Here is a 20,770-nt window from a genome sequence, read left to right as displayed (position 1 = left end):
TCTGTTGTCAATTCCTTATACCTACTTCAACTATGTCATCCTTTTTCCCAAACAAACCTACTAACACCGCTTTGTTTGTAATAACCACTTCTTTTCCTTGGACACTGCCGCCAGCATTATGCAATATATCGTATTCGATCATATAATAATCCTTATAGATATCACGGATTAGTTCACAATCATCATAAGTGATGATCCAGCAAGCATCGCCCAGATGTTCTGCTACTGTTTTTTCAAAATTTCGGTGATCATCCTCCTTGAAAAAGTTTGTATAAAGCCTGTGCCCTTTTTCTACATAAGGTGGATCGATATTGAAAAAACACTCTTGAATCCTCTCATGTAAATGGCGAGCAATAAGCTCACTGGCATCATAATTATATAGCTCAATTCTATCTCTCATTAAAGCTATTTGTTCTACTTTTTTCTTTATCACATCCTTGTTAAAGCGGCAGTCTAATTTATATGTTCCAGACTGCATAAAACCGCCAATTGGCCCACCTGTAATTATGCCAGAAAAATTGACGCGATTCAAGAAGAACGCCGCAAATCCATCCCGCACCTGATCAGCATCTTTGTCCTCGTATATTTCTTTCTGATGATCCCGCTCCTCTATGGTAATCGGTGTATCTGCCATTAACTGCAGAAAATCATCGACATGGTAAAGAATAGTATGCCAAAAGTTGTAGATATGAGGATCAAAGTCATTGAGGACAGCCGTTTGCACGATATTATCACGCAGCAGCCCAAGCCCAATGCCAAACCCACCAGAGAAAGGTTCAACATAGCTTCTATTGTCAAGCCCGTTTATTTCAATAAGGTTTTTCACTTTGTCGTAGATTTTGTACTTGCCGCCCGGATAACGGAGCGGCGAAAGGGATTTGTTCATTCTCCACCTCCTCTCGCTGTTTTTCTATAAATTAAAAATGCATTCGGCAACCAATCAGACAGATCATACGGATTCAAATAGAGATTGCTTTTAGAATTTTCTGGTTTCTTGCGAAGCGCTGGAATCACCTCGAAGGTCACTTGCGGTTTTGCGTCAGGACTGCCCAAGTCTTCGGATATTAGTTTTAGTAGTGGAGCAAGATAGGCTTTTTGCTCAAGTGCACTGTAACCATCTGGTGATTGCCCATACTGAGCGTAGTTAAGTAGTTGTAATCCTAGCTGCCTGTCAAACAGCTGGTGATTCCTCTGGTTCCAATAGTTATCGAGACAATTCTTGCAGGAACGCGAGCACTCGCATTCGGATAAGATAACTCTTGCCCTAACAAGTACTTCGTCCAGTATAGAACCAATTAAAGACGAATATCCAGCGCCACTCGATAAATTATCATAAAAGAACATTTCAATATGCGAAGCACCGTTGCTTTTTATTCTCGGTCGCCATCCGCCACTGATCTCATTATAATCTATATCTAAAATAATGGATATGGCTTTTTTTAATGCTTCATGCATAGTTGTGGCGGCAGACCGAAGTATGCTTTTATCTTCAACGCTTTTATTACCAACGAGTTTTTTGGAGTCATAGGATATATCAAGCATGAACATATCTGTTAAAAATTCATAGCCCAAATAAATGCCCGTGTAGACTGTTCCCTCATGGCGGCACAGCCCACGATTGTCATGATATGGTTGCGAGAATGAGAACGCCCCTGCAGCATTCGCCTCAGCAACCTCAGCACCACCACACTTCCTGCAAACATTAAAGCCATTCTTGCTTTTTCCCATGTTGACAGTCAGAACTTTCTTGTCAGGGAGATTTGCAAACCGAATATTCCCTTGCCCGAAAAAGGCCATTTCCGTATCTTCCGGGACATATGAATAGTACGGAGCCTCTGCATAGGTGTACTGCTCATCCTCATCTTCAAATTTGACTTCATCACCCTTTACGGGAGAAAACCCCCAAGGACGAAGCATATGATTTCGGACAACATCAGCACCGCAATACGGACAGGCCGACCGCTGCGAATCCTTTTTTTCAAGCCCAAACCAATTACATTCGGAGCAAATGTAGATGTCCTTATAATATTCATTATTATTAAAGTAAAATTCCGCCTGATTCGTCTCAAAACCTTTTGGACGCGGATTGGCATAAATACCGCCACTTTTGAAAATCTTCTTGTCAATGGTAACAAAACGACCGGGTGCATATTCGCTTAGTGCAACGGCAATATCTCGCTCTGGAGCATACTGCACATCACGAGGTGCGTTTTTGCCGCGCTCAGATTCTTTTTCAACGAAAAACCGCACCACATTTTTAGGAAATGAGTACGACGGAATAAATCCTTCTCGATAAAATACATCAAACGCAAGCGTTTCTTTTACGTTATTTATATATTCACCGCGCATGTTTTCAGATAATACTGCTTCACATATCTCACGGAACAAAGCCACAGTTCTATCCGTTGAGTATCCTGATACTTTTGCAAATTCGTCGGCATACTCAATGAAATTATCGCCATATTGCTCACAGAACGTGATGATACCAATATCAACGATTCCATCAAATGCATCTTTCATATTAGGCGTAGACATAAAGCCATTCAACGCCATCATATTGACGTGGCGTTGTCTGATCTTTGGATTATCTCGATCTATCCAAGGTTTTCGCGGTGCGCCGGAAATCATCTCGTCAGGATGCATGAAATAATGGCTGTCATGTGTTCCGCCCGATGCGTAGGTTACAATCGTAGAAATACCGGCGTTTTTACGTCCAGCACGCCCCGCTCGCTGCTGGTAATTCTCTCGCATTGGGGGAATATTGCGGAGGCCAACTGCTGTCAACGAGCCAATATCGATACCGACTTCCATAGTGGTCGTACAACTCAGGACGTCAATTGAGTTCTCGCCGTTTTCCCCGGCATTTATATCTTGAAAGCGCATCTCGTATTTTTCAGTACGACTCCAAGTATCGCTTCGTATTTCTTTGTGGGAAAGCTGCGCCGTGTGCTCTTCTGTGTCAATCGTATGGATACGCTCGGTTTTCTCTAACGCATTAAGAACAGGCAGCCTCCAGAAATCAAAGCGGGACAAGTCAGCTTCGTCAATTTCTTTCAAATCTGTAGAGTCAAAGCAAGCACCACAATAATCACCAATCTTGAAAGGAGACAACTTGCCGCACTTCACGCATCTATACCACGTGAAGTCCTTGTCGGTTAGCTCTATTTTTACCTTCGCTAGATTGATATAATATCGGTTATTCCCAGCGGCAGCAAAAAACAAATCCCGAACCATACTAAGTGCTTTTTCACTCGCTTTATCGTCAAATCCCAACACTTCACGAATCCTCTGAGTTAAACCCTTATCCACCTCTTGAGTAAAATCAAAACCCAGACCAAATATTTGGCTCCTGCTCCTTCCGGGGAGACCCTTTCTGATATCGTCTTGGATTGTTTCGCCTAGCGCAGCGCTATCATCCATGACATCCCAGAAAAGCAGCACAAGCAGCTGGTAAAGAATGTCCTTGTCAACCGTAATCCCTATATCCTCTAAATCAAACACACAGTCCGCTAACACAGTTGATATTGGCGCTAAAAATCCAATCCCAATATCCTTAAACGAGCGAGGGCTTTCTGTAAAGATAATCAGTAACTGCTCATAGTAATCATCGGGTAATGTTCGGTATTCATAGCCCAGCTCCGCATAGTCAATTGCTCTGCCGTGCCTCTCAGCCCGAGCTTTTCCGTCTCTAAACAGACGTTTATGTTCTTCAAACATTCTCTTGCTTTTTCCGTTGAAAAAGCTCAGGCTGTTTTGAATACACACATCTAGGAATGCAGGGTAAAGCTCAACTAAAGGATGTTCTTTTTTATCTTTCTTCAAAAGTAAAGACGCAAGCATAACCGCCTGTCGATAAGCATCCGCATCAGACGATTTAGATAAATCGAGAGCCAACTTTGCAGCATTTTGGCGCGAATCAGAGAACAGCAACACTTTTTTGCCCTCGTTAATCATTTGAGATTTCGGAGGCTGTAGTTCAAACTGTGCCTTCGTCAGGTTGTAGAACGGAATGTTGCCCTTAGTTGCCAGATCAACCGGCTTTTTTAACGGCATTTGTTTTTTGCATTTTGGGCAAACACTAAAATTGAAAGATTGCGACTTCGTGTCGAACTTGTCGTTATAGACAACTGTAAGTAAAGATTCATCATCTTGCGGAGAGATAAACAGTTTGCCCGTCAATGGATCAAGCACTCCAACTTTGTCATTTTTCCCTCGCTGGTAGTTCTTCGGTACGATGTATAGCAACATCTCATTCAGCGAGTCTGCGTCCCCATTTAAACCGTGCTGAGGAAAGACGTACCAATATGGCTGCCCTTCATTTTTCTTTACATAGACCTTAAAGTATAATGCCCCGCATTTTATATGGTTCACGAGTTCATAGATTTTGCCACCGCACTTGCACTTTTCGCGGGGAATAGAAATGACCTTACCTAAAGGAAGCTGTTCCTCTGGTGAATATTCTGCATGTGTGCATTTCGGATTAGAACATGCATATAGCCCTTGAAGCCCACGCAGAAACATATGAAGCCTGACTGGAAACAAGATGTTTCCATCTTTTGCAGCGAGCGAAACCAATACCAGTAAGGCATCAAGCGCCTTGCCTGTGTCGGTAAAGTCGCCAAAAAGAGTATTTTTAATATCGCTATAAGATTTAGCCCCATCACGGCAAAGCTTGTTCAGAGAAACAAACGCCTCATACTTGGGGAGGTTATCATAAAGCCATTCCTGCGCTTCGCTTTGAGCGATATCATTAGGTAAAGAGACATGAAATACAGCACTGGCAAAATCTCTAATCCTGTTGGTGATTCTTTCACCATAAACCTGATCATAACCAATGGATACTAATGCATTTATATTTGTTTTGATTTCCGAGCTCGCAGGTAGTTCCTCTTTAGATCCACTTAAAAAAGCGTATTTGGAAGCATCCTTTCCTGTTAGCCCTGAATAAAAATCGTTAATTGCATCTTTCTCATCTTGGGGCATGCTGGCCGTCGTAAGGATAAACTGAACTTTTTCTTTTGTTATCCCTAAACGCGAAAATAGCCGTTCCAAAAGCAGCGCAATTTCACCACCGGCGGAACCGCGATACATATGAGCCTCATCCAAGACAATGAGGAGCCGATTTTCTTCTGACGTGTCAAGCCATTCTTTGGTCTTATCCCAGATATTCGCTTCACGCTGTCGCATAAGCATAAATTCGAGCATAGAGTAGTTCGTAATCAGAATATCCGGGGGATACTGCTGCATCTCGAAGCGGGTTATGAACTCCGCATCATATGGACTTGGTTTATAAATGTTCTGCTCAAGGTTTTCAATAAACACCTCAAGACCATCTTCCCCAAACCGCGCGGGATATTTGTTGATGCTCTTTAATCCATTTATATTATTCTCTTGTTGGCGTTTAGCATCAGCATCGGCTTTATCGTCGATCAGATAATTTTCGCGGAATGTCTGAGCTAGTTCACGACTACTGGCTGGCTTCGCGTCACCAGAATATGGCGTTCTGCCCGTGTACATACCAAAGTGTGGTATGCGGGCTGCTTGGGTATCCTTTGTAAAAACATCTTTGAACTTCTCACTACCCATGATTTTTCTAAATCGCGCCAGTTGGTCGGAAACGAGAGCATTCATAGGATATATGATTAATGTCCTAACCGCATCCTTGCGGAAATCTTGCGGGTGGTTTTTGGCTTCAATAAAGCTCTTTGCAATAATCGCCCAAAGAAAACACTCCGTTTTACCCGAACCAGTGCCAGTGGAAACAAACAAGTCCTTTCCAGTTAGAAAGTTCTCTAATGCCTCGACTTGGTGCTCAAATGGATCGGCAAATATACCAAGCCCTTCTTCAACAAGTCTGAGCAGGGATTCCTTTACATCTTGCTCGATATTAATGGAAGCACTGATCCCATTTGCGATTTTCTTATAGGATGCTGATGTTTCAATATATGGTTCGCGTGCGATATTTGTATGTTCAGAGCATAATTCGCCAAGCAGGTCATCCACATAAAGCAGCAAGGTTTCACTGTTCGCCAAGTAATCGGACTTTATGTAGTTTTTTAGCCTGTCTCGAATAACCTGATAATATTGCTGAACACCGCTTGAGCTATTCATTGTTTGCGCCTCCTTCTATTTCGACCCCAATATTCTTCAAGGTATCGATTATTTCCTCTACTAAATCATTATGAGCCAGATAATTAACCTTGTCAAAAGCGTCATTCACAGGCCACGATAAAAGCAATAAATAGTAATACTCGCGATTAGGCAGATGCCCTCCAACCCTAATCATGGAGTACTCATCATCCAACTTTGTGATGGTCGCCTTTAACGGCGCGCCGTAGTGCGCTTTCAAAGCAAAATAGAGCCGCCGATACTCATACGACGTAAGTTTATCACTCTGCGGCTCGACCGGCTCATCTGCAAATTGTAGTTCGTCAGAAATCCTCATAACCCTATAAAACGGCCCCAGTTCACTTTTTCTTGCCAGTGTGCAGTCCGTTTGAGGCTGCTTCTCCCAAGAGCGAGATGGCACATTGCGCGACAAAGGATTGAAAAACTCAAGCTCATTTACGTCGATGTGTCTATCGTAATAATCAATTGGATCAAACCGTGAATTGAAATACTCTTCATAAGTAAGATTATCTCTTATGAGAAAATCTTTTGCAGAAACTCTGTAGTTAGTAGGATCAGTAAATACGCCAAAACCATTAACAGTATAGTCACTCCACGGAAGTCCAAAAAACAACGACTTACCACCCAGCATGATGCTCCTTCCGTAATTAGCTATCTTATTCCGGTTGTCTTTATCCGTAAGGAGATAACCCGTTTCTTCATAAACCCTGCGAATAAAAACAGGTAGGTTTATGTGCTGGTTACCCATACTTAAAAACCTATCCGAACTTGTGGGGAATATCTTTGAATACTTGTTGATCAGGTCGTTTAGTACAATAGTCTGGTTATGTTTCGTTGTCCCGTGATTGCCAGCAGATATGCTATCTGCCGTGCGAAGACACCACTGTCCAAGAGCCGAAAAAAGTACCCTATATGTAAAGGATTCTTCCGTTTCACCTGAAAAGCGGTTAATACCCATATCTTCAGACATTATAAGAATTAACTCATTCATCGCGCAAACCATTCCTTAAATAGATTTTTATACGAACATCTTCCCTTGTCCCCGGCATATTTAACAAAACGCTCAGAAATCTCAAAAGGCGCTATTTGTAATACATCCACACAGTAAGGGAGAATATTAAACGCCAGTGTACAGCACAAATCCTGCTCACTAGAAATGTGAGCGCATTTGTGCATCGTTAAACTCGGAGAAAAACCAAACTCGTCGAGCAGTTCTTTGAGTAGAAGCGAAAATCTAGCATCCGAATTCACTTCTTGAGTGTCAGCTTCACTCTCTTCAACTACGGATGGATCCTCAGTCACATTTACGCTCATGGTTAGCGTCTGAATGCGATTGAGATTCAGATAATGACAATATCTAAAAATCTCATACGGAATAAATCGTAGGGTTCTGTCATACGCAAGCGTCAAGAATACAATCTTATTCCTATGTCTCTCAAGCAAGGCGAGCAGTTCTGTCTCGTTATAATTTCCAAGAAAACCATCAAGACAAACTATACGGGCTTTCACAAGCAGGAATGCTTCTATCTCCTGTACTGAGATGTCTCTGTTGTATGTAAGCGAAGCTACATTTGGATTTCCGACAAGTGTATTTGCAATGCACTTCATCATTGGCACACCGGCACCACGGTTAATAATAATGGGCATCCCCTGAAACAAAATATCACACAGATGTTGCTTAAGGAGCAAATAGTAATCTGACCGAGTGGATACACCTATATCTTCCAAGTTATATCCCAAGAATTCCTTAAACTCATCCATATCAGTAGGGCTGAGTGGTTTCAAGACAGTAAACTGTCTTTGAATCTTTTCAGTTTGCTTTTTTTCGGCTTCCTCCCTAATTTGTGCTTCAAGCTGCTGTCCACTTCGAGTCGCTTTAAGATCAGTTTTAAGGTCTTTTACGGATTTCTTTAGTTGGACAATTTCGGCCTCAAGAGTCGCAATGGCTTCTTCTTTGTTTTTAAGAATATCGTTCAGCTCATTAACATTACTAATTTTTTGCTTTAGGGACTTAATCTCATTAGTATATTCGTGTTGCTTCAGCTTGGAGCTATTTAAGGCATTTGTCACTGATGTGAGCTCAATCTGCAAACGCTCAATTTCGGCTGTTTTTGATTCTACATCCACTTTCAGATTTTCTCGCTCTTCTAAGGTTTTCTTTGCTACCGTTGCAGCCGAAGATAGCAAGGAGATGTAGGTTTCGGAATGCTCCTCTTCTCTGAGTTTAAAATATAGAGCAATATTATCAACAAAAAAGCTTTGTGCCAGTGTTTCTATGTAGGCGACATCTTTTCTGCTGCCATCTTTTTGGCATTCATCTATGCATTCCTGAATCTGAGAAAGCCAAATGTTAATGGTCTTCTCAATAAATGACGATACGAAACCATTATTGCGGTTTCGGTATAGTAGATCGCTAACATTAAGCCGGGATATCGCAGTTGGACGGAACCCCGGACAGATTTTTGCGAACTCTTTGGGATTGTTTCGAAAATAATCGCTTACACGTTTATGAGGGATTACAGTACAAACATATTGTATTTCATCAGCAGTCATCAAAGAAAGGTAATTCATATGCGCCCCTCCTCAATAAACAGCTTTGCTGCCGAGTTTATAACTCCAGTTTCGATACACTCCTCTATATACCGAGAGGCCGTATTGCTAAGGTCAAGTGCGGCGAAAGAATCAAGAGAAAAGCTCTCTGTTCGCTTATAATGCGCTAGCAGATCATTAAGGAGCAGTTCGCCAGATAGCCCCTTTTGTTGTGCGGGGTAGATAACCCCATCCAAATAACCTGAGGCGTAGCGTTTAACGAAGCTACCCAGAGTAAGCAAAACCGATTGTCCTTTGCCAATCAGCATAGCACCTGAACGATTAAAGAAAAAACAGGTGTTATCATCCGACACAGTATATACGCGGGCATGATATTCTGTAAGTGACAGAGGATCAAAGACAGCAGGACATGCTGTATCTCTATCAATTATAATCTCCGCGTTCTTGCGTAACACTTTCACCCTTGAGTGAACGGAAATCTTTGAAACACCACTGCCCAGCACTTGAATATCCAACGAATGGACATTGATATTCCCATGTGCCTCTAAACTGAAACTTGAAAACAAAAACGCATTTTCCGAATAAACTACTGAAGCCTCATTAATCTGTGTTGCTGGTGGCCACAACAGAGTAAGTGTTTCGGATGCCTCTACTTGATATCCCCATGTCGCAAATAACGCCTCGACATCTGATGTTTTATTCTTAATGGTTAGAACTTGCCCCAAAAACCTTCTGCCCATAGTTTCAAAGCGATATGTATCAGAAATCTCAACGTCGCTTAAGAAGCAACTGGACTCTGGAAATGAATACTGACCTTCGATAGTAACAAAATAAGGCACATCAGTGTACAGAAGTGTGCTGCGAATCAGCCTCGCTCTGTAGTAATCGTCGTTGCCATGTATCTTGAAAAACGTTGCTAAACCGTCCTTCTTGAAAAAATCATATCTACGATTTACATTATTAAGCGTGTTAGATAAATGATAGCTATAAGAGAACTGATCGATCGGGATCATCCTCGGTATATCCGGCAGGAAGTTAATATTGTTTATCCGCAACGAGGAAAAAGGCTGACCCTGTGCAGTTGTCCGGAGTTCAAACCGAGCCAATTCCTCCTCGTAGGTATCAATCTCATTCTTGCTAAAGCATAAACCTAAATAAAACATCTTAGAGCCACTGTCAAAATAAAACTCCGCTCGTTCATTTCTGCTTTTCCGAGAGTGGGCATCTATGTTGATTGATCCATGTTGACCAAGATATTTTTCACAATCGACATCATTATTTCCACTGAGATGTCGGAAGTGCGCAACCATACTGGTGCTACTGACGGCAGCAAGACGCACTTCTTCGCCACAATGTGCACATTCATAGCGATACCGCTCAAGACCGCCGCTTTTGGCAGCAAGGTCAGCAGATACTTCTGATTGGAGAAAAGTATCATAGGCTTTCCTCATTTCCACAACGCTCCTTTCCACAAATGACGTTTTTATTTAGTTTCCTTTGCCTTTCTGGATCAGCTTCTTTTTCCGTCTCATCAGGCATGAACTCCATGATATCTTCAATTCGGCAGTCTAAGACACTGCAAATGCGTGAGAGTGTGTTCACTGTAACACTTTTATGCTGATTTAGACTGGTCATCAGGGCTGGTCTCAGATTAGCAGCCTCTTTTAGGTCACGTTTTTTCATATCTTTATCAATCAGCAGTTTCCAAGCCGTTTATAGTTAACACCCATATGCCTTCCCTCCATTAATATTAACTATCAAAGACTTTTTTCGGGTGTTAAATGATGTATTGATGAAGTATTTTATAATATTTTTTATTAAATTCTTTTTCTTGCTCTAAATCCTCTATCAAGTAACGGTGACCAATCCCCATAATTAAAGTAATATCTTCCATCAATATTTTTTTCAATTCCACTTACGTGCCATCCACCTAAAGAATCACACAATTCTAACACATTCCCACACTCTAAATCAGCTCCGCTTGTACCGTCATCAAAACATATATAGTACATTCCTGTTTTAGGATTATTTTCAAGCACACCTTCTTTTGTTGGATTTTTTAGATAATCTAAATAACCCTCAGATTCGTCAATAGTCTCAATTAAATTCTCATATATTTTCAAAGTTTCTCTTTCTTCAAAAGTTTCTATATTTTTAATTCCAGATAAAAGCTTCACTAAATCGATTTTTGTTTTTTTAATTATATCCCGAGCCTGATCATATTCTTTGCACATTATTTTTATTCTCCACTCAATCTTTTGATTTATTGTATCAGAAGACAACACCTATCTCAATGATATAAATTAGATAAATAATACTTGAAGGCAATATTTGTCAATTTCAACTAAAGTAGTATTTTCACCTGCTAAGTCCATATAATATTTTCCGGCACAATCATAGCCCTAAAACGTTATTTCTGACACGCCTTTTCGCTTGCATTCTTTTTCATAGATTACCAATAGCTCTTTGCATGTTAAACCATTAGCTAAGTTCTGTCCGATCCGCTTTTTGCCAGTCATTTTCCACTCTTTATTCATTGCTCTTTACCTGTCTTCTATGACCTGCTGGCTGACTAAAATATTCACGAACTCCATTTTTAGTTTTAACCGCATAATTATAATCGATATCACCAATTTGCACGAGAATAGGATATCATCCCATTCATTTGAACTATTGCAATATCCTTATAATCTGGTTTTTCAACCTATAACTCCCTCATTAAATCCATTTGATCAACTAAAATTTACAATCGCTTCTGACAGTTCATTTTTCTTGCTCCTTCTCTTAAATAATAATAAAAAAATAAGTGGCTATGATTGCATTAATTCCATGCAGTACATCATAACCACCTACTTGGTGTTATCCATATTAAGATAGTAGCGTTCCTATTACTTATAAACCGCTATATTATGTGATTTAACCTAATTAACTGTACTTATCCCTGTGTCACAGGGCAAACACATTTATCCTCAAAAGGGCAAAGTGCTTTATCCTGTTGCAGAATTACTTTAGAAACAATAATAGCGTATTATTAATATAAAATATTTCCGTCCTTAACAGTAAAATTGTCGTAATTACCAGGCTTCGAGCCACATTAGAGGAATAAAAATGACCCCGGAATGAGAAGTTTAGACGACTCATTTCAAGGTCATTTATTTTACTTTATTTTGTTGGTAAAGCTAAACGATTTTGCCCGAAACAGGATAAATCATTTTGCCTTTTAACACATGTTTATTACTCCCACTCAATCGTTGAAGGGGGCTTGCTGGTAATGTCATAGACAATCCGGCTGACATGTTTCACCTCATTAACAATTCGGGTAGAGATGCTTTCCAGCACATCATACGGGATGCGGGCCCAATCCGAAGTCATTCCGTCAACCGAGGTAACGGCTCGCAGGCCAATGGTATAGTCATAGGTTCGTTCATCACCCATAACACCAACACTGCGGTTTCCCGGCAGTACGGCAAAATATTGCCAGATTTCTTCATCCAGACCGGCTTTGGCAATCTCATCTCTAAAGACAAAATCGGCTTCTTTTAAGATATCCAGTTTTTCTTTGGTGACCTCGCCCATCACCCGAATGGCCAGACCTGGCCCCGGGAAAGGTTGCCGCCAGACCAGATCGTGATCCAGTCCAATTTCTTCACCGACGGCTCGAACCTCGTCTTTAAACAGGTTTCTAAGTGGTTCAATCAGTTCAAAATTGACATCATCCGGCAATCCACCAACGTTGTGATGACTTTTGATGACCGCTGCGTTTTTGGTGCCGCTTTCAATGACATCCGGATAAATGGTTCCTTGAAGCAGGAAGTCGATGTCGTTCAGTTTCCCGGATTCTTCCTCAAAGACCCGGATAAACTCCGTCCCGATGATTTTTCGCTTTTGTTCCGGATCACTGACACCCGCTAATTTACCAAGGAAACGATCTTCACAGTTCACCCGGATAAAGTTCATGTGAAAGCGGTTTTTAAAGATTGCTTCAACCTGATCGCCTTCATCTTTTCGAAGCAGGCCATGATCAACAAAAATACAGGTCAGCTTGTCACCAATGGCCTGGTGAACCAGGGTCGCTGCCACTGACGAATCAACGCCGCCGCTAAGGGCACACAGCACTCGCCGGTCACCGACTTGTTCTTTGATGGCTTCAATCTGTTCCTGGGCAAAATTATGCATGGTCCATAACCCTTCGCAGCCACAGACATCATAGATAAAGTTATTTAAAACTTCTTTGCCGTATTGGGTGTGTTCCACCTCAGGATGGAATTGAACCGCATAGAGCTTGCGTTCGTGACATTCCATGGCCCCGGTCGGACACGAGTCGGTGGTGGCAGTGATACAGAATCCTTCCGGAATGGTCTGGATATAGTTGGTATGACTCATCCAGCAGGTTGATCCATCCGGAATATTTTTAAACAGCACCGAGTCTTGTGAAAAATTCAAGGCCTTTTTACCGTACTCCCGAATATCGGCTGAGTCGGTAACCCCTTTTAACTGCTCCGCCATCAGCTGAGCACCGTAGCAGATCCCTAAAATGGGAATCCCCATGTTATAAATTTCCGGATCACATTGGGGAGCTCCTGCTTCATGAACACTGGAAGGACCGCCAGTAAAGATAATCCCTTTGGGATTTTTCTTGCGAATCTCATCGGGGGTGATGTCATAAGGAACAACTTCTGAATACACTTTAGCTTCACGAACCCGTCGGGCGATGAGCTGATTGTATTGTGCTCCGAAATCCACAATGAGAATGATCTCATCTTGATAATGCTTTTTAATCATAAATTCTCCTAAAATTGAGCGCTATTGTAGTTGGGCGATTCTTTGGTGATGGAAATGTCGTGCGGGTGACTTTCAATCAGACCGGCACTGGTTATTTTCATAAACTGCGATTTTTCTCGTAGATCCTTGATGGTCGGGGTACCACAATAGCCCATCCCGGAACGAAGGCCACCAACTAATTGATAAACGGTATCGGCCAGCGGTCCTTTGTAGGGAACCTTACCTTCAACCCCTTCCGGCACCAGTTTTTTCTGGCCTTCCTGGAAGTAACGGTCCGAGCTGCCATCTTTCATTGCCCCTAAAGAGCCCATGCCACGGTAGGTTTTAAAGCTTCGGCCCTGATAAATGATGGTTTCGCCTGGACTTTCGTCGGTACCGGCAAAGAGACTACCAATCATGACCACATCAGCGCCAGCACCAATGGCTTTTACGACATCACCGGAATACTTGATCCCACCATCGGCAATTACCGGAATATCATATTCTTTGGCGACTTCAACCACGTCCAGGATGGCCGTGATTTGCGGAACCCCAATCCCGGCAACAACCCGGGTAGTACAAATGGAGCCGGGGCCAATCCCGACCTTAAGCGCATCCACGCCAGCCTCGATTAAATCTTTTGCAGCAGCGCCAGTCGCAATGTTTCCGACGATCAGCTGTACATCGGGATATTTTTCTTTGATCGCTTTAACGGTTTTGACCACCCCAATGGAGTGACCATGGGCGGTATCCACGACGATGACATCAGCCTGAGCGGCTACCAGAGCATCGACCCGTTCAAAGGTGTTGCTGCTAATGCCAACGGCACCACCAACAATCAGTCGTCCTCGATAGTCTTTGGCGGCATTCGGGTATTTAATGCTTTTTTCAATATCTTTAATGGTGATCAAACCCTTAAGATTATTTTCGGAATCCACAATCGGAAGCTTTTCGATTTTGTATTGTTTCAAAATGGCTTCAGCTTTTTCCAGAGTGGTGCCCTCTTCCGCTGTCACCAAGTTATTTTTTGTCATGGCGTCTTTGATTTTCTTTTTCGGGTCACTTTCAAAACGCAGGTCACGGTTGGTGATGATTCCCACTAATTTTCCTTCGATGGTAATCGGAACACCAGAAATACGGTAACGGGACATCAGTTCCAGCGCATCGCCAATATTATGTTCCGGTGACAGGAAAAACGGATCAACGATAACCCCGTTTTCTGAACGCTTTACCTTATCAATTTCAAAAGCCTGTTCTTCAATCGTCATGTTCTTATGAATAATCCCGATACCACCTTCTCTGGCCATGGCAATGGCCAATCGTCCTTCAGTGACGGTATCCATGCCGGCGCTCATAATGGGAATATTCAGAGCAATTTTCTTTGTCAGACGGGTGCCGGTGTTAACGTCTCCTGGCAACACTTCGGACTTCCCTGGGATTAACAATACATCGTCAAAGGTAATGCCTTCCTTTAAAATCTTCTCCAACCTTGTACTCCTTTCAAATTTAACACTCGCTTAGATACAAAAAAAGCAGACAATTGGCCATTGCTTTTCATCTGCTTCATGTATGTTCTGTAATCTTATATTATGCTGTTTAGTCTAACACAATTTGCTTAAATGTGACAATGATTATTTTTTTGGTAACGTTATCTTTTCTTGATTCTGACAATTTTTAAGACTAAAACAATAATAGTGAGGGATTCTCCATATCAGCCTTAATCGCCTGGAGGAATTTTGCGCCGTCGACCCCATTGGCCACCCGTTGATCCAGATTCAGACTGATTTTCATCACTGAACGAACAACTGGTTCACCCTGGAAAATCCGGATTCGTTGAACCACTTCGCCAACACTGAGAATGGCACTGTTCGTCGGGTTGATGATGGCAGTAAATTCCCGGATCCCATACATCCCCAGATTAGAGATCGTAAAGGTGCTGCCCGCTAACTGATCCGGTGGCAGATGTTTGTTTTTCACCGCCTTTAAGAGGTCACCCCGGCTTTTGACGATTTCCACAAAGCTCATCGTCTGCGTGTCTTTGATCACCGGAACAATCAAACCCTCTTCGGATTCCACTGTCAAACCCATATTTACATAATCCTGGGGCACAACGATTGCGTCTTCCCGCCGGGCGTTAAGAAGCGGATGTTTTACCAATGCCCGGGATGTTGCCAACAGCAGAAAATCGGTATAGGTACAGCGGTATTTAGCCTGCTCCTCAATTTTTTTGGTAATCTTCTTGCGGAGATCCTTGATTTCAGTCATATCAATTTCTGTCGTTAAACTGATGACCGCTGTTTCTTCCTCGCATTTAACCCGATATTTTCTGACGATCCTGGATCGAATCCGATTATTCTTTGCCCGACTGACTTCATTACTGACAAGCTCTTCCGCTTCCCCAGGCAGTTCTTTTGCTACTTCACTAACTTGCTCTGCTGGTGCTTGAAGCACTTCGTTGCTTGCAATGCTTTGTTCCGTTGCAACAACCGCCGATTCTGATCCCGGATTTTGCGTGTCAACGGCTATCGATTTATCCATTCTAATCTCTGGGTCTGCTGTTTCCGAAGCAATTGGAAGCGCGACTTTTTCGGACTTAATCTCAGTCTTTTTCTCCGGTTCCTGTTTTTTTCTTGATAACCCCCGGGGTTTTTTATTTTTTTTACCCAGCGCTTCCTGCTCATTTTCACGAAGAAGGTGCATTGGCGTAGGCTTGACAATGATTTCTTCCCGGAGCGGTTCTGCCTTAAGATCAACAAAAGGGACAAAATCCAGTTCTGAAATTTTTGTGACCACATCCGTATCTTTTTCTTCCAGACCTGTATCATTGGCATCCACAAAGGGAACAAAGTCCAGCTCCGGATTCGGTACCCTTTCAACTTTCTGATTCATCTCGCTCAGTTTTTTTCGGGATTTGGTTTTCTTGACCGGGATTTCTTCCAGCTTTCCGGGTGTTGTAAACAGATTTTTGGGATTTCCGGCTATTTTATCCAGACTGGTACCGATCACCACCGGTTCTTTTGACTTGTAGTCAAAGGTTCCCGGTTGAATAACCACCAGTTTTTTCACATCATCAACTTCAACTCGACCGTTTGGTCCGGTTCCAGTGGCCTTTTCAATGTCCACCTTAAATTCCCGGGCAATCCGTCTGGCCGCTGGGGTCGCCCTGACCTTTCCCATCCGGGGATCAGATTCCGTCATTACTTCCTGCGGATCTTCAATCATTTCATCATTGATGATGCCTTGAATGGCTACAGTTGGTTGCTGCTTTATCCCTTCTTTAATGGTTTCTTCCAGATTTCGTTCCAGTTCTTCAATGGCGGCAGTTAGTTTTTCTTCCAGATTTTCTTCCTGTTGACTATCGTCACAACGCTCTGCCTCTTGATCTACCATTTTTTTACCTGCCACTACGTCTGTTTGGCCGGTTTCTTCGTTATCAGTATTTACTTCTGACAACGCTTTTTTACTTTTTTGATCATGTTCCAGGGTCGCTTCTTTAATCGTTTCGGCATTTGTCGAGTTTTCTATTGTCATATCCAACGTCTCTTTCGGTAAGATTATTTCATTTTCCATCATTGAGTCCGCTCCCTATTCCCGATTCAGAAGACGATAGACGCTATGAACGAAATCATTGCGCTGGGGCACCGCAGCTGACTCTAATTCCTGATTAAAGGGAATCGGAACATCCAGGCCACCCAGACGGACAATCGGCGCTGTGAGATAGTCGAAGGCTTCACTCTCAACGACTCGCGCGACAATTTCGCCACCGACCCCACCGGTTTTAGCGGCCTCATGGGCCACAATCAGACAACCGGTTTTAATAACCGATTCGATGATCGGTTTCATATCCATGGGATATAAGGTCAGGGGATTGAGAATCTCCACCCGAATTCCTTCCTCTTCTAAAAAATCAGCGGCTTCAATGGCTTTGGCCAGAGTGGTTCCATAGGCGACGATGGTGACATCTTTCCCGGGCCGTTCAACGATGGTTTTTCCGATTTCCAGGGTATACTCCTCGTCAAGGGGAACCAGACCCACCGAATCGTAGAGCATCTTATGTTCAATAAAACAGACCGGATTGTTATCCCGGATGGCCGCTTTGATCAGCCCTTTGGCCTGAGCCGGGGTTGATGGGGTCACCACCTTCAGTCCCGGTACATGGCATAACCAGGCTTCCAGGCTCTGACTGTGCTGAGCCGCACCACCAGCGCCGGAACCGGCTGGCAATCGCAATACCATCGGCACCTGGGACTGGCCGCCAAACATGTAGCGCATTTTAGCGCCCTGATTCACCAGAGCATCCAAACCCAGGGTGATAAAGTCCATAAACATAATCTCGCAAACCGGGCGCAAGCCGGTGGTTGCCGCCCCCACGGCGGTTCCGACAATCGCCCCTTCAGAAATCGGGGTATCCAGAATTCGCTCTTCACCAAACTCTTCCAATAAACCTTTCGAGACTCCAAAGGCGCCACCATAAACACCAATATCTTCACCTAAAAAAATGACATCCCGATCCAAACGCATTTCTTCGGTTATCCCCAGACGGATGGCATCGCGGTAGGTCATTTTTGTCATATCATTTGTTTTCATTCTTCAACCTCTCACGCATATACATCTGCTAAAATTGTATCAAGCTGCGGTGATGGACTTTTTTTAGCAAATTCCACCGCCTGTTCAATGGAAATAATGGCTTCATTTTCCATTTTTTGAATCTGCTTTTCAGTAAAGATCCGATTTTCCCGGAGGTACTCTTTCATCTTCAACAGCGGATCTTTTTTTCGCCATTCCTTTACTTCCTGTTCTTCCCGATAAAGCTGTTTATCACTTTTGGAATGGCCACTGAAGCGATAGGTTTTAGCTTCAATCAGCACCGGCCCCTTCCCGGCTCTGGCATAGCGCAACGCTTTCGTAACGGTATTATAAACATCGAGAAAATCGTTACCGTCAATGGTGAGACCCGGAATGTTATAGGCTTCACTGCGGTCAGAAATATTCTCAACATTCATGTGGTTTTCAACCGGATTTGACATCCCGTATTGATTATTCTCGATGAAAAAAACCACCGGCAGCTTCCAGATCGAGGCCAGATTCAGGGATTCATGAAAACTGCCCGTATCGGTGGCACCGTCCCCGGCAAAGCACAATACAACCTTCCCAGTCTTCTGGTATTTCTGCGTCAGTGCCGCCCCACAGGACAGGCCAAAACCGCCACCAACCACACCATTGGCCCCCAGATTGCCATTTTCGACATCAGCGATGTGCATTGAACCGCCTTTGCCCTTGCAATAGCCGGTTTCTTTCCCCAGACATTCTGCCATCATCAGATTGACATCCAGGCCAAAGCCAATCGCCTGGGCATGACCCCGATGACTTAATGACACCAGATCGCCTTCTTCCAACGCCAGACAGGCCATCACCCCAGCAGCTTCCTGACCCATAGCCAGATGAACCGTACCATGAACCTGACCTTTTTCCTCCAGTTCCCCCAGCTTTTCTTCAAAAAATCGGGCCTGATTCATTTTATAATACATTCTTAATAGAAGTTCTTCTGATAATTCAATCATGGTTTCCTCCACATTTTCACTATTTATTTTTAAAAAGGTGAATAACCCTTAGCATTTTGTTTCATACTTTTCCATTATATCTTTTATTCCCCAATAAATAAAGAATGAAGCGAAAAACTGCATAAAATAACAGCATTTTTCACCTCATTCTTTATTTCTATTAATAAACTTTTAATTTTTTTGCCTGATCATTGGTTTTCGGCCATTCGTTTAATGATCGATTCAGCGATGGTTAAATCCTCCGGGGTGGTGATTTTGATATTGGTATAGTCACCAACCACGATTTTAACCGGAACCTTCAGCCATTCCACCAGAAAGGCATCATCTGTCCCGGATACGCCCGATTCAAGCGCTTTTTGATGGGCCTCTTTGATCAGATCGTAATCAAAGGTTTGGGGCGTTTGGATTTCCACCAGATAATTTCGATCCGGGGTCGCTTCGACAAAGCCATCGTCACTTATCACCTTGATGGTGTTTTTGGCTGGCACCCCCACCACCGTCGCTCGATGCTTTATGGTTTCTTCAATGCTCTTGCAAATGACCGACTCTCTGATCAGTGGCCTGGCGCCATCGTGGATCAGAACAATCCGGGTCTGGGGATTCACCGCCTTTAGTCCGGCATAAACCGACTCCTGCCGGGTGTCGCCGCCAGCCACTAATTTGATCTTGCTATAGGAATAAACCCCGATGACCTGATCCTGACACAGCTGCTGTTCTTCGGGATTGATGACCAGCACAATTTCGTCGATCAGCGAACATTTTTCAAAAACATCCAGGGTATGGGCTAAAACCGGTTTTCCGTTTAACTGCAGATACTGTTTGCTGACAGATGCCTTCATCCGCCGACCCAATCCAGCAGCAGGGATGATCACACTGGTTAACACGTTTTCCATATTTGCCACCTTATCATTCATTATTCACTTAACACGTTTAGTCACTGACAACCTCCCGGTTATGCCTGCGTTTTTGCCGACTGATGCTTTGCAATTTTTCTACAGTGCATTTAATATCTGCGCCACTTTCTGATTATCGGTTCTCAAAATTATTTCCCGTTGCTCAGGGGTCTCCAGCCTTGATTCCAGGCTGATTTCCAACCTGGGTTCAAACGCTTCGTCCAAGACCAGATCCGGCCACTCCAGCAACAGCGTACACCCCTGACTGAGATAGTCATCAAAGCCCATCTCATAAAGCTCGTCGGGATCCTGAAGCCGGTACAAATCAAAATGAAAAACCCGGGGCGGGTTGCCGTATTCATTGACAATGGTATAGGTGGGACTGGTCACCTCATCCAAAAGACCCATACCCGCTACAAAACCTTTTGAAAACAGGGTTTTTCCAGCGCCCATTCCACCCTGTAAAAAAATAATCAGGGGGAAGCGTATCGCTTCCCCCAACTGTTTAGCAAAATCATACGTATCCTGACTTGATTTTGAAATAATTCGTTTCTCCAACATCTTAATCAACCTTTTCTTCGGATCCCGTCTTTTCGTTGCTAAAATCAATGATCTCTTCGTCGCTGTTGTCATCAATAATTTCATAATCCACTTCAACGACATCCTGATTCTCAATCCGCTTATTCCCGGGGAGAACCACTGCCAGGAGAATATAGACAATGATGCTGAGGATTCCCGGCACGAATCGGAGCACAAAGGGCAACAGGAAAAGCCCTCTGAAGACCCATGGTGAAATGTTGCAGTATTCGCCAAGACCAGCACAGACACCGGCCAGAATGGCCCTTTTTTTACTTTTCACTAATTGTTTTTTCATTA

Annotated in this window: 16 protein-coding genes; all 16 read right to left on the bottom strand. The window is 43.2% G+C overall.

Annotated elements, in window-relative coordinates:
* Window positions 1-7: 7 nt before the first annotated feature.
* The 16 genes from BI182_RS02550 to BI182_RS02475 all read right to left on the bottom strand — a co-directional run bounded on the left by BI182_RS02550 (window position 8) and on the right by BI182_RS02475 (window position 20,768).
* Window positions 8-886, bottom strand: a complete 879-nt coding sequence (locus BI182_RS02550; RefSeq protein WP_286805305.1) for a DNA adenine methylase — start codon at window positions 884-886, stop codon at window positions 8-10.
* On the bottom strand, window positions 883-6,111 hold the full coding sequence (locus BI182_RS02545) for a DEAD/DEAH box helicase family protein (protein ID WP_286805304.1): 5,229 nt from the start codon (window positions 6,109-6,111) through the stop codon (window positions 883-885). Before BI182_RS02545 ends, BI182_RS02550 begins: the two co-directional genes overlap by 4 nt.
* Window positions 6,104-7,120 (bottom strand): Druantia-type antiviral defence protein DruD, encoded by a 1,017-nt coding sequence (druD, locus tag BI182_RS02540; protein WP_286805302.1) that lies wholly within the window; start codon window positions 7,118-7,120, stop codon window positions 6,104-6,106. Before druD ends, BI182_RS02545 begins: the two co-directional genes overlap by 8 nt.
* Window positions 7,117-8,700: a coiled-coil domain-containing protein gene (locus BI182_RS02535; RefSeq protein WP_286805300.1), complete on the bottom strand. Its 1,584-nt coding sequence runs from the start codon at window positions 8,698-8,700 to the stop codon at window positions 7,117-7,119. Before BI182_RS02535 ends, druD begins: the two co-directional genes overlap by 4 nt.
* Window positions 8,697-10,130 carry a hypothetical protein gene (locus tag BI182_RS02530; protein WP_286805298.1) on the bottom strand — a complete coding sequence of 478 codons (1,434 nt, stop codon included), beginning with the start codon at window positions 10,128-10,130 and terminating at the stop codon, window positions 8,697-8,699. The genes BI182_RS02535 and BI182_RS02530 overlap by 4 nt, the downstream gene beginning before the upstream one ends.
* Window positions 10,114-10,362: a helix-turn-helix domain-containing protein gene (locus BI182_RS02525; protein WP_286805295.1), complete on the bottom strand. Its 249-nt coding sequence runs from the start codon at window positions 10,360-10,362 to the stop codon at window positions 10,114-10,116. Before BI182_RS02525 ends, BI182_RS02530 begins: the two co-directional genes overlap by 17 nt.
* A gap of 134 nt (window positions 10,363-10,496) precedes the next feature.
* Window positions 10,497-10,913 carry a hypothetical protein gene (locus tag BI182_RS02520; protein WP_286805294.1) on the bottom strand — a complete coding sequence of 139 codons (417 nt, stop codon included), beginning with the start codon at window positions 10,911-10,913 and terminating at the stop codon, window positions 10,497-10,499.
* Between the two features lie 168 nt (window positions 10,914-11,081).
* Window positions 11,082-11,216, bottom strand: coding sequence for a hypothetical protein (locus tag BI182_RS02515; RefSeq protein WP_286805292.1), 135 nt, complete (start codon window positions 11,214-11,216; stop codon window positions 11,082-11,084).
* A 697-nt stretch (window positions 11,217-11,913) separates the two neighbouring features.
* A complete protein-coding gene (guaA, locus tag BI182_RS02510; protein ID WP_286805291.1) occupies window positions 11,914-13,461 on the bottom strand; it encodes a glutamine-hydrolyzing GMP synthase in 1,548 nt (515 codons plus the stop codon).
* A gap of 8 nt (window positions 13,462-13,469) precedes the next feature.
* A complete protein-coding gene (guaB, locus tag BI182_RS02505; RefSeq protein ID WP_148637890.1) occupies window positions 13,470-14,927 on the bottom strand; it encodes an IMP dehydrogenase in 1,458 nt (485 codons plus the stop codon).
* Between the two features lie 193 nt (window positions 14,928-15,120).
* Window positions 15,121-17,013: a 2-oxo acid dehydrogenase subunit E2 gene (locus BI182_RS02500; RefSeq protein ID WP_286805287.1), complete on the bottom strand. Its 1,893-nt coding sequence runs from the start codon at window positions 17,011-17,013 to the stop codon at window positions 15,121-15,123.
* 12 nt (window positions 17,014-17,025) lie between these two features.
* Window positions 17,026-18,012, bottom strand: coding sequence for an alpha-ketoacid dehydrogenase subunit beta (locus tag BI182_RS02495; protein WP_338076085.1), 987 nt, complete (start codon window positions 18,010-18,012; stop codon window positions 17,026-17,028).
* Between the two features lie 26 nt (window positions 18,013-18,038).
* Window positions 18,039-19,001 (bottom strand): thiamine pyrophosphate-dependent dehydrogenase E1 component subunit alpha, encoded by a 963-nt coding sequence (locus BI182_RS02490; protein ID WP_286805284.1) that lies wholly within the window; start codon window positions 18,999-19,001, stop codon window positions 18,039-18,041.
* A 188-nt stretch (window positions 19,002-19,189) separates the two neighbouring features.
* The gene (gene ispD / locus BI182_RS02485) at window positions 19,190-19,894 is read right to left on the bottom strand and encodes a 2-C-methyl-D-erythritol 4-phosphate cytidylyltransferase (protein ID WP_286805281.1); all 705 of its coding nucleotides are present in this window, start codon (window positions 19,892-19,894) and stop codon (window positions 19,190-19,192) included.
* A gap of 99 nt (window positions 19,895-19,993) precedes the next feature.
* The gene (gene tsaE, locus BI182_RS02480) at window positions 19,994-20,455 is read right to left on the bottom strand and encodes a tRNA (adenosine(37)-N6)-threonylcarbamoyltransferase complex ATPase subunit type 1 TsaE (protein ID WP_286805279.1); all 462 of its coding nucleotides are present in this window, start codon (window positions 20,453-20,455) and stop codon (window positions 19,994-19,996) included.
* A gap of 1 nt (window position 20,456) precedes the next feature.
* Window positions 20,457-20,768: a PspC domain-containing protein gene (locus tag BI182_RS02475; RefSeq protein WP_070369500.1), complete on the bottom strand. Its 312-nt coding sequence runs from the start codon at window positions 20,766-20,768 to the stop codon at window positions 20,457-20,459.
* Window positions 20,769-20,770: the final 2 nt, after the last annotated feature.

Source organism: Acetobacterium sp. MES1, assembly GCF_002237635.1.
Classification (GTDB): domain Bacteria; phylum Bacillota; class Clostridia; order Eubacteriales; family Eubacteriaceae; genus Acetobacterium; species Acetobacterium wieringae.
This window is presented reverse-complemented; position numbering and strand designations above follow the sequence as displayed.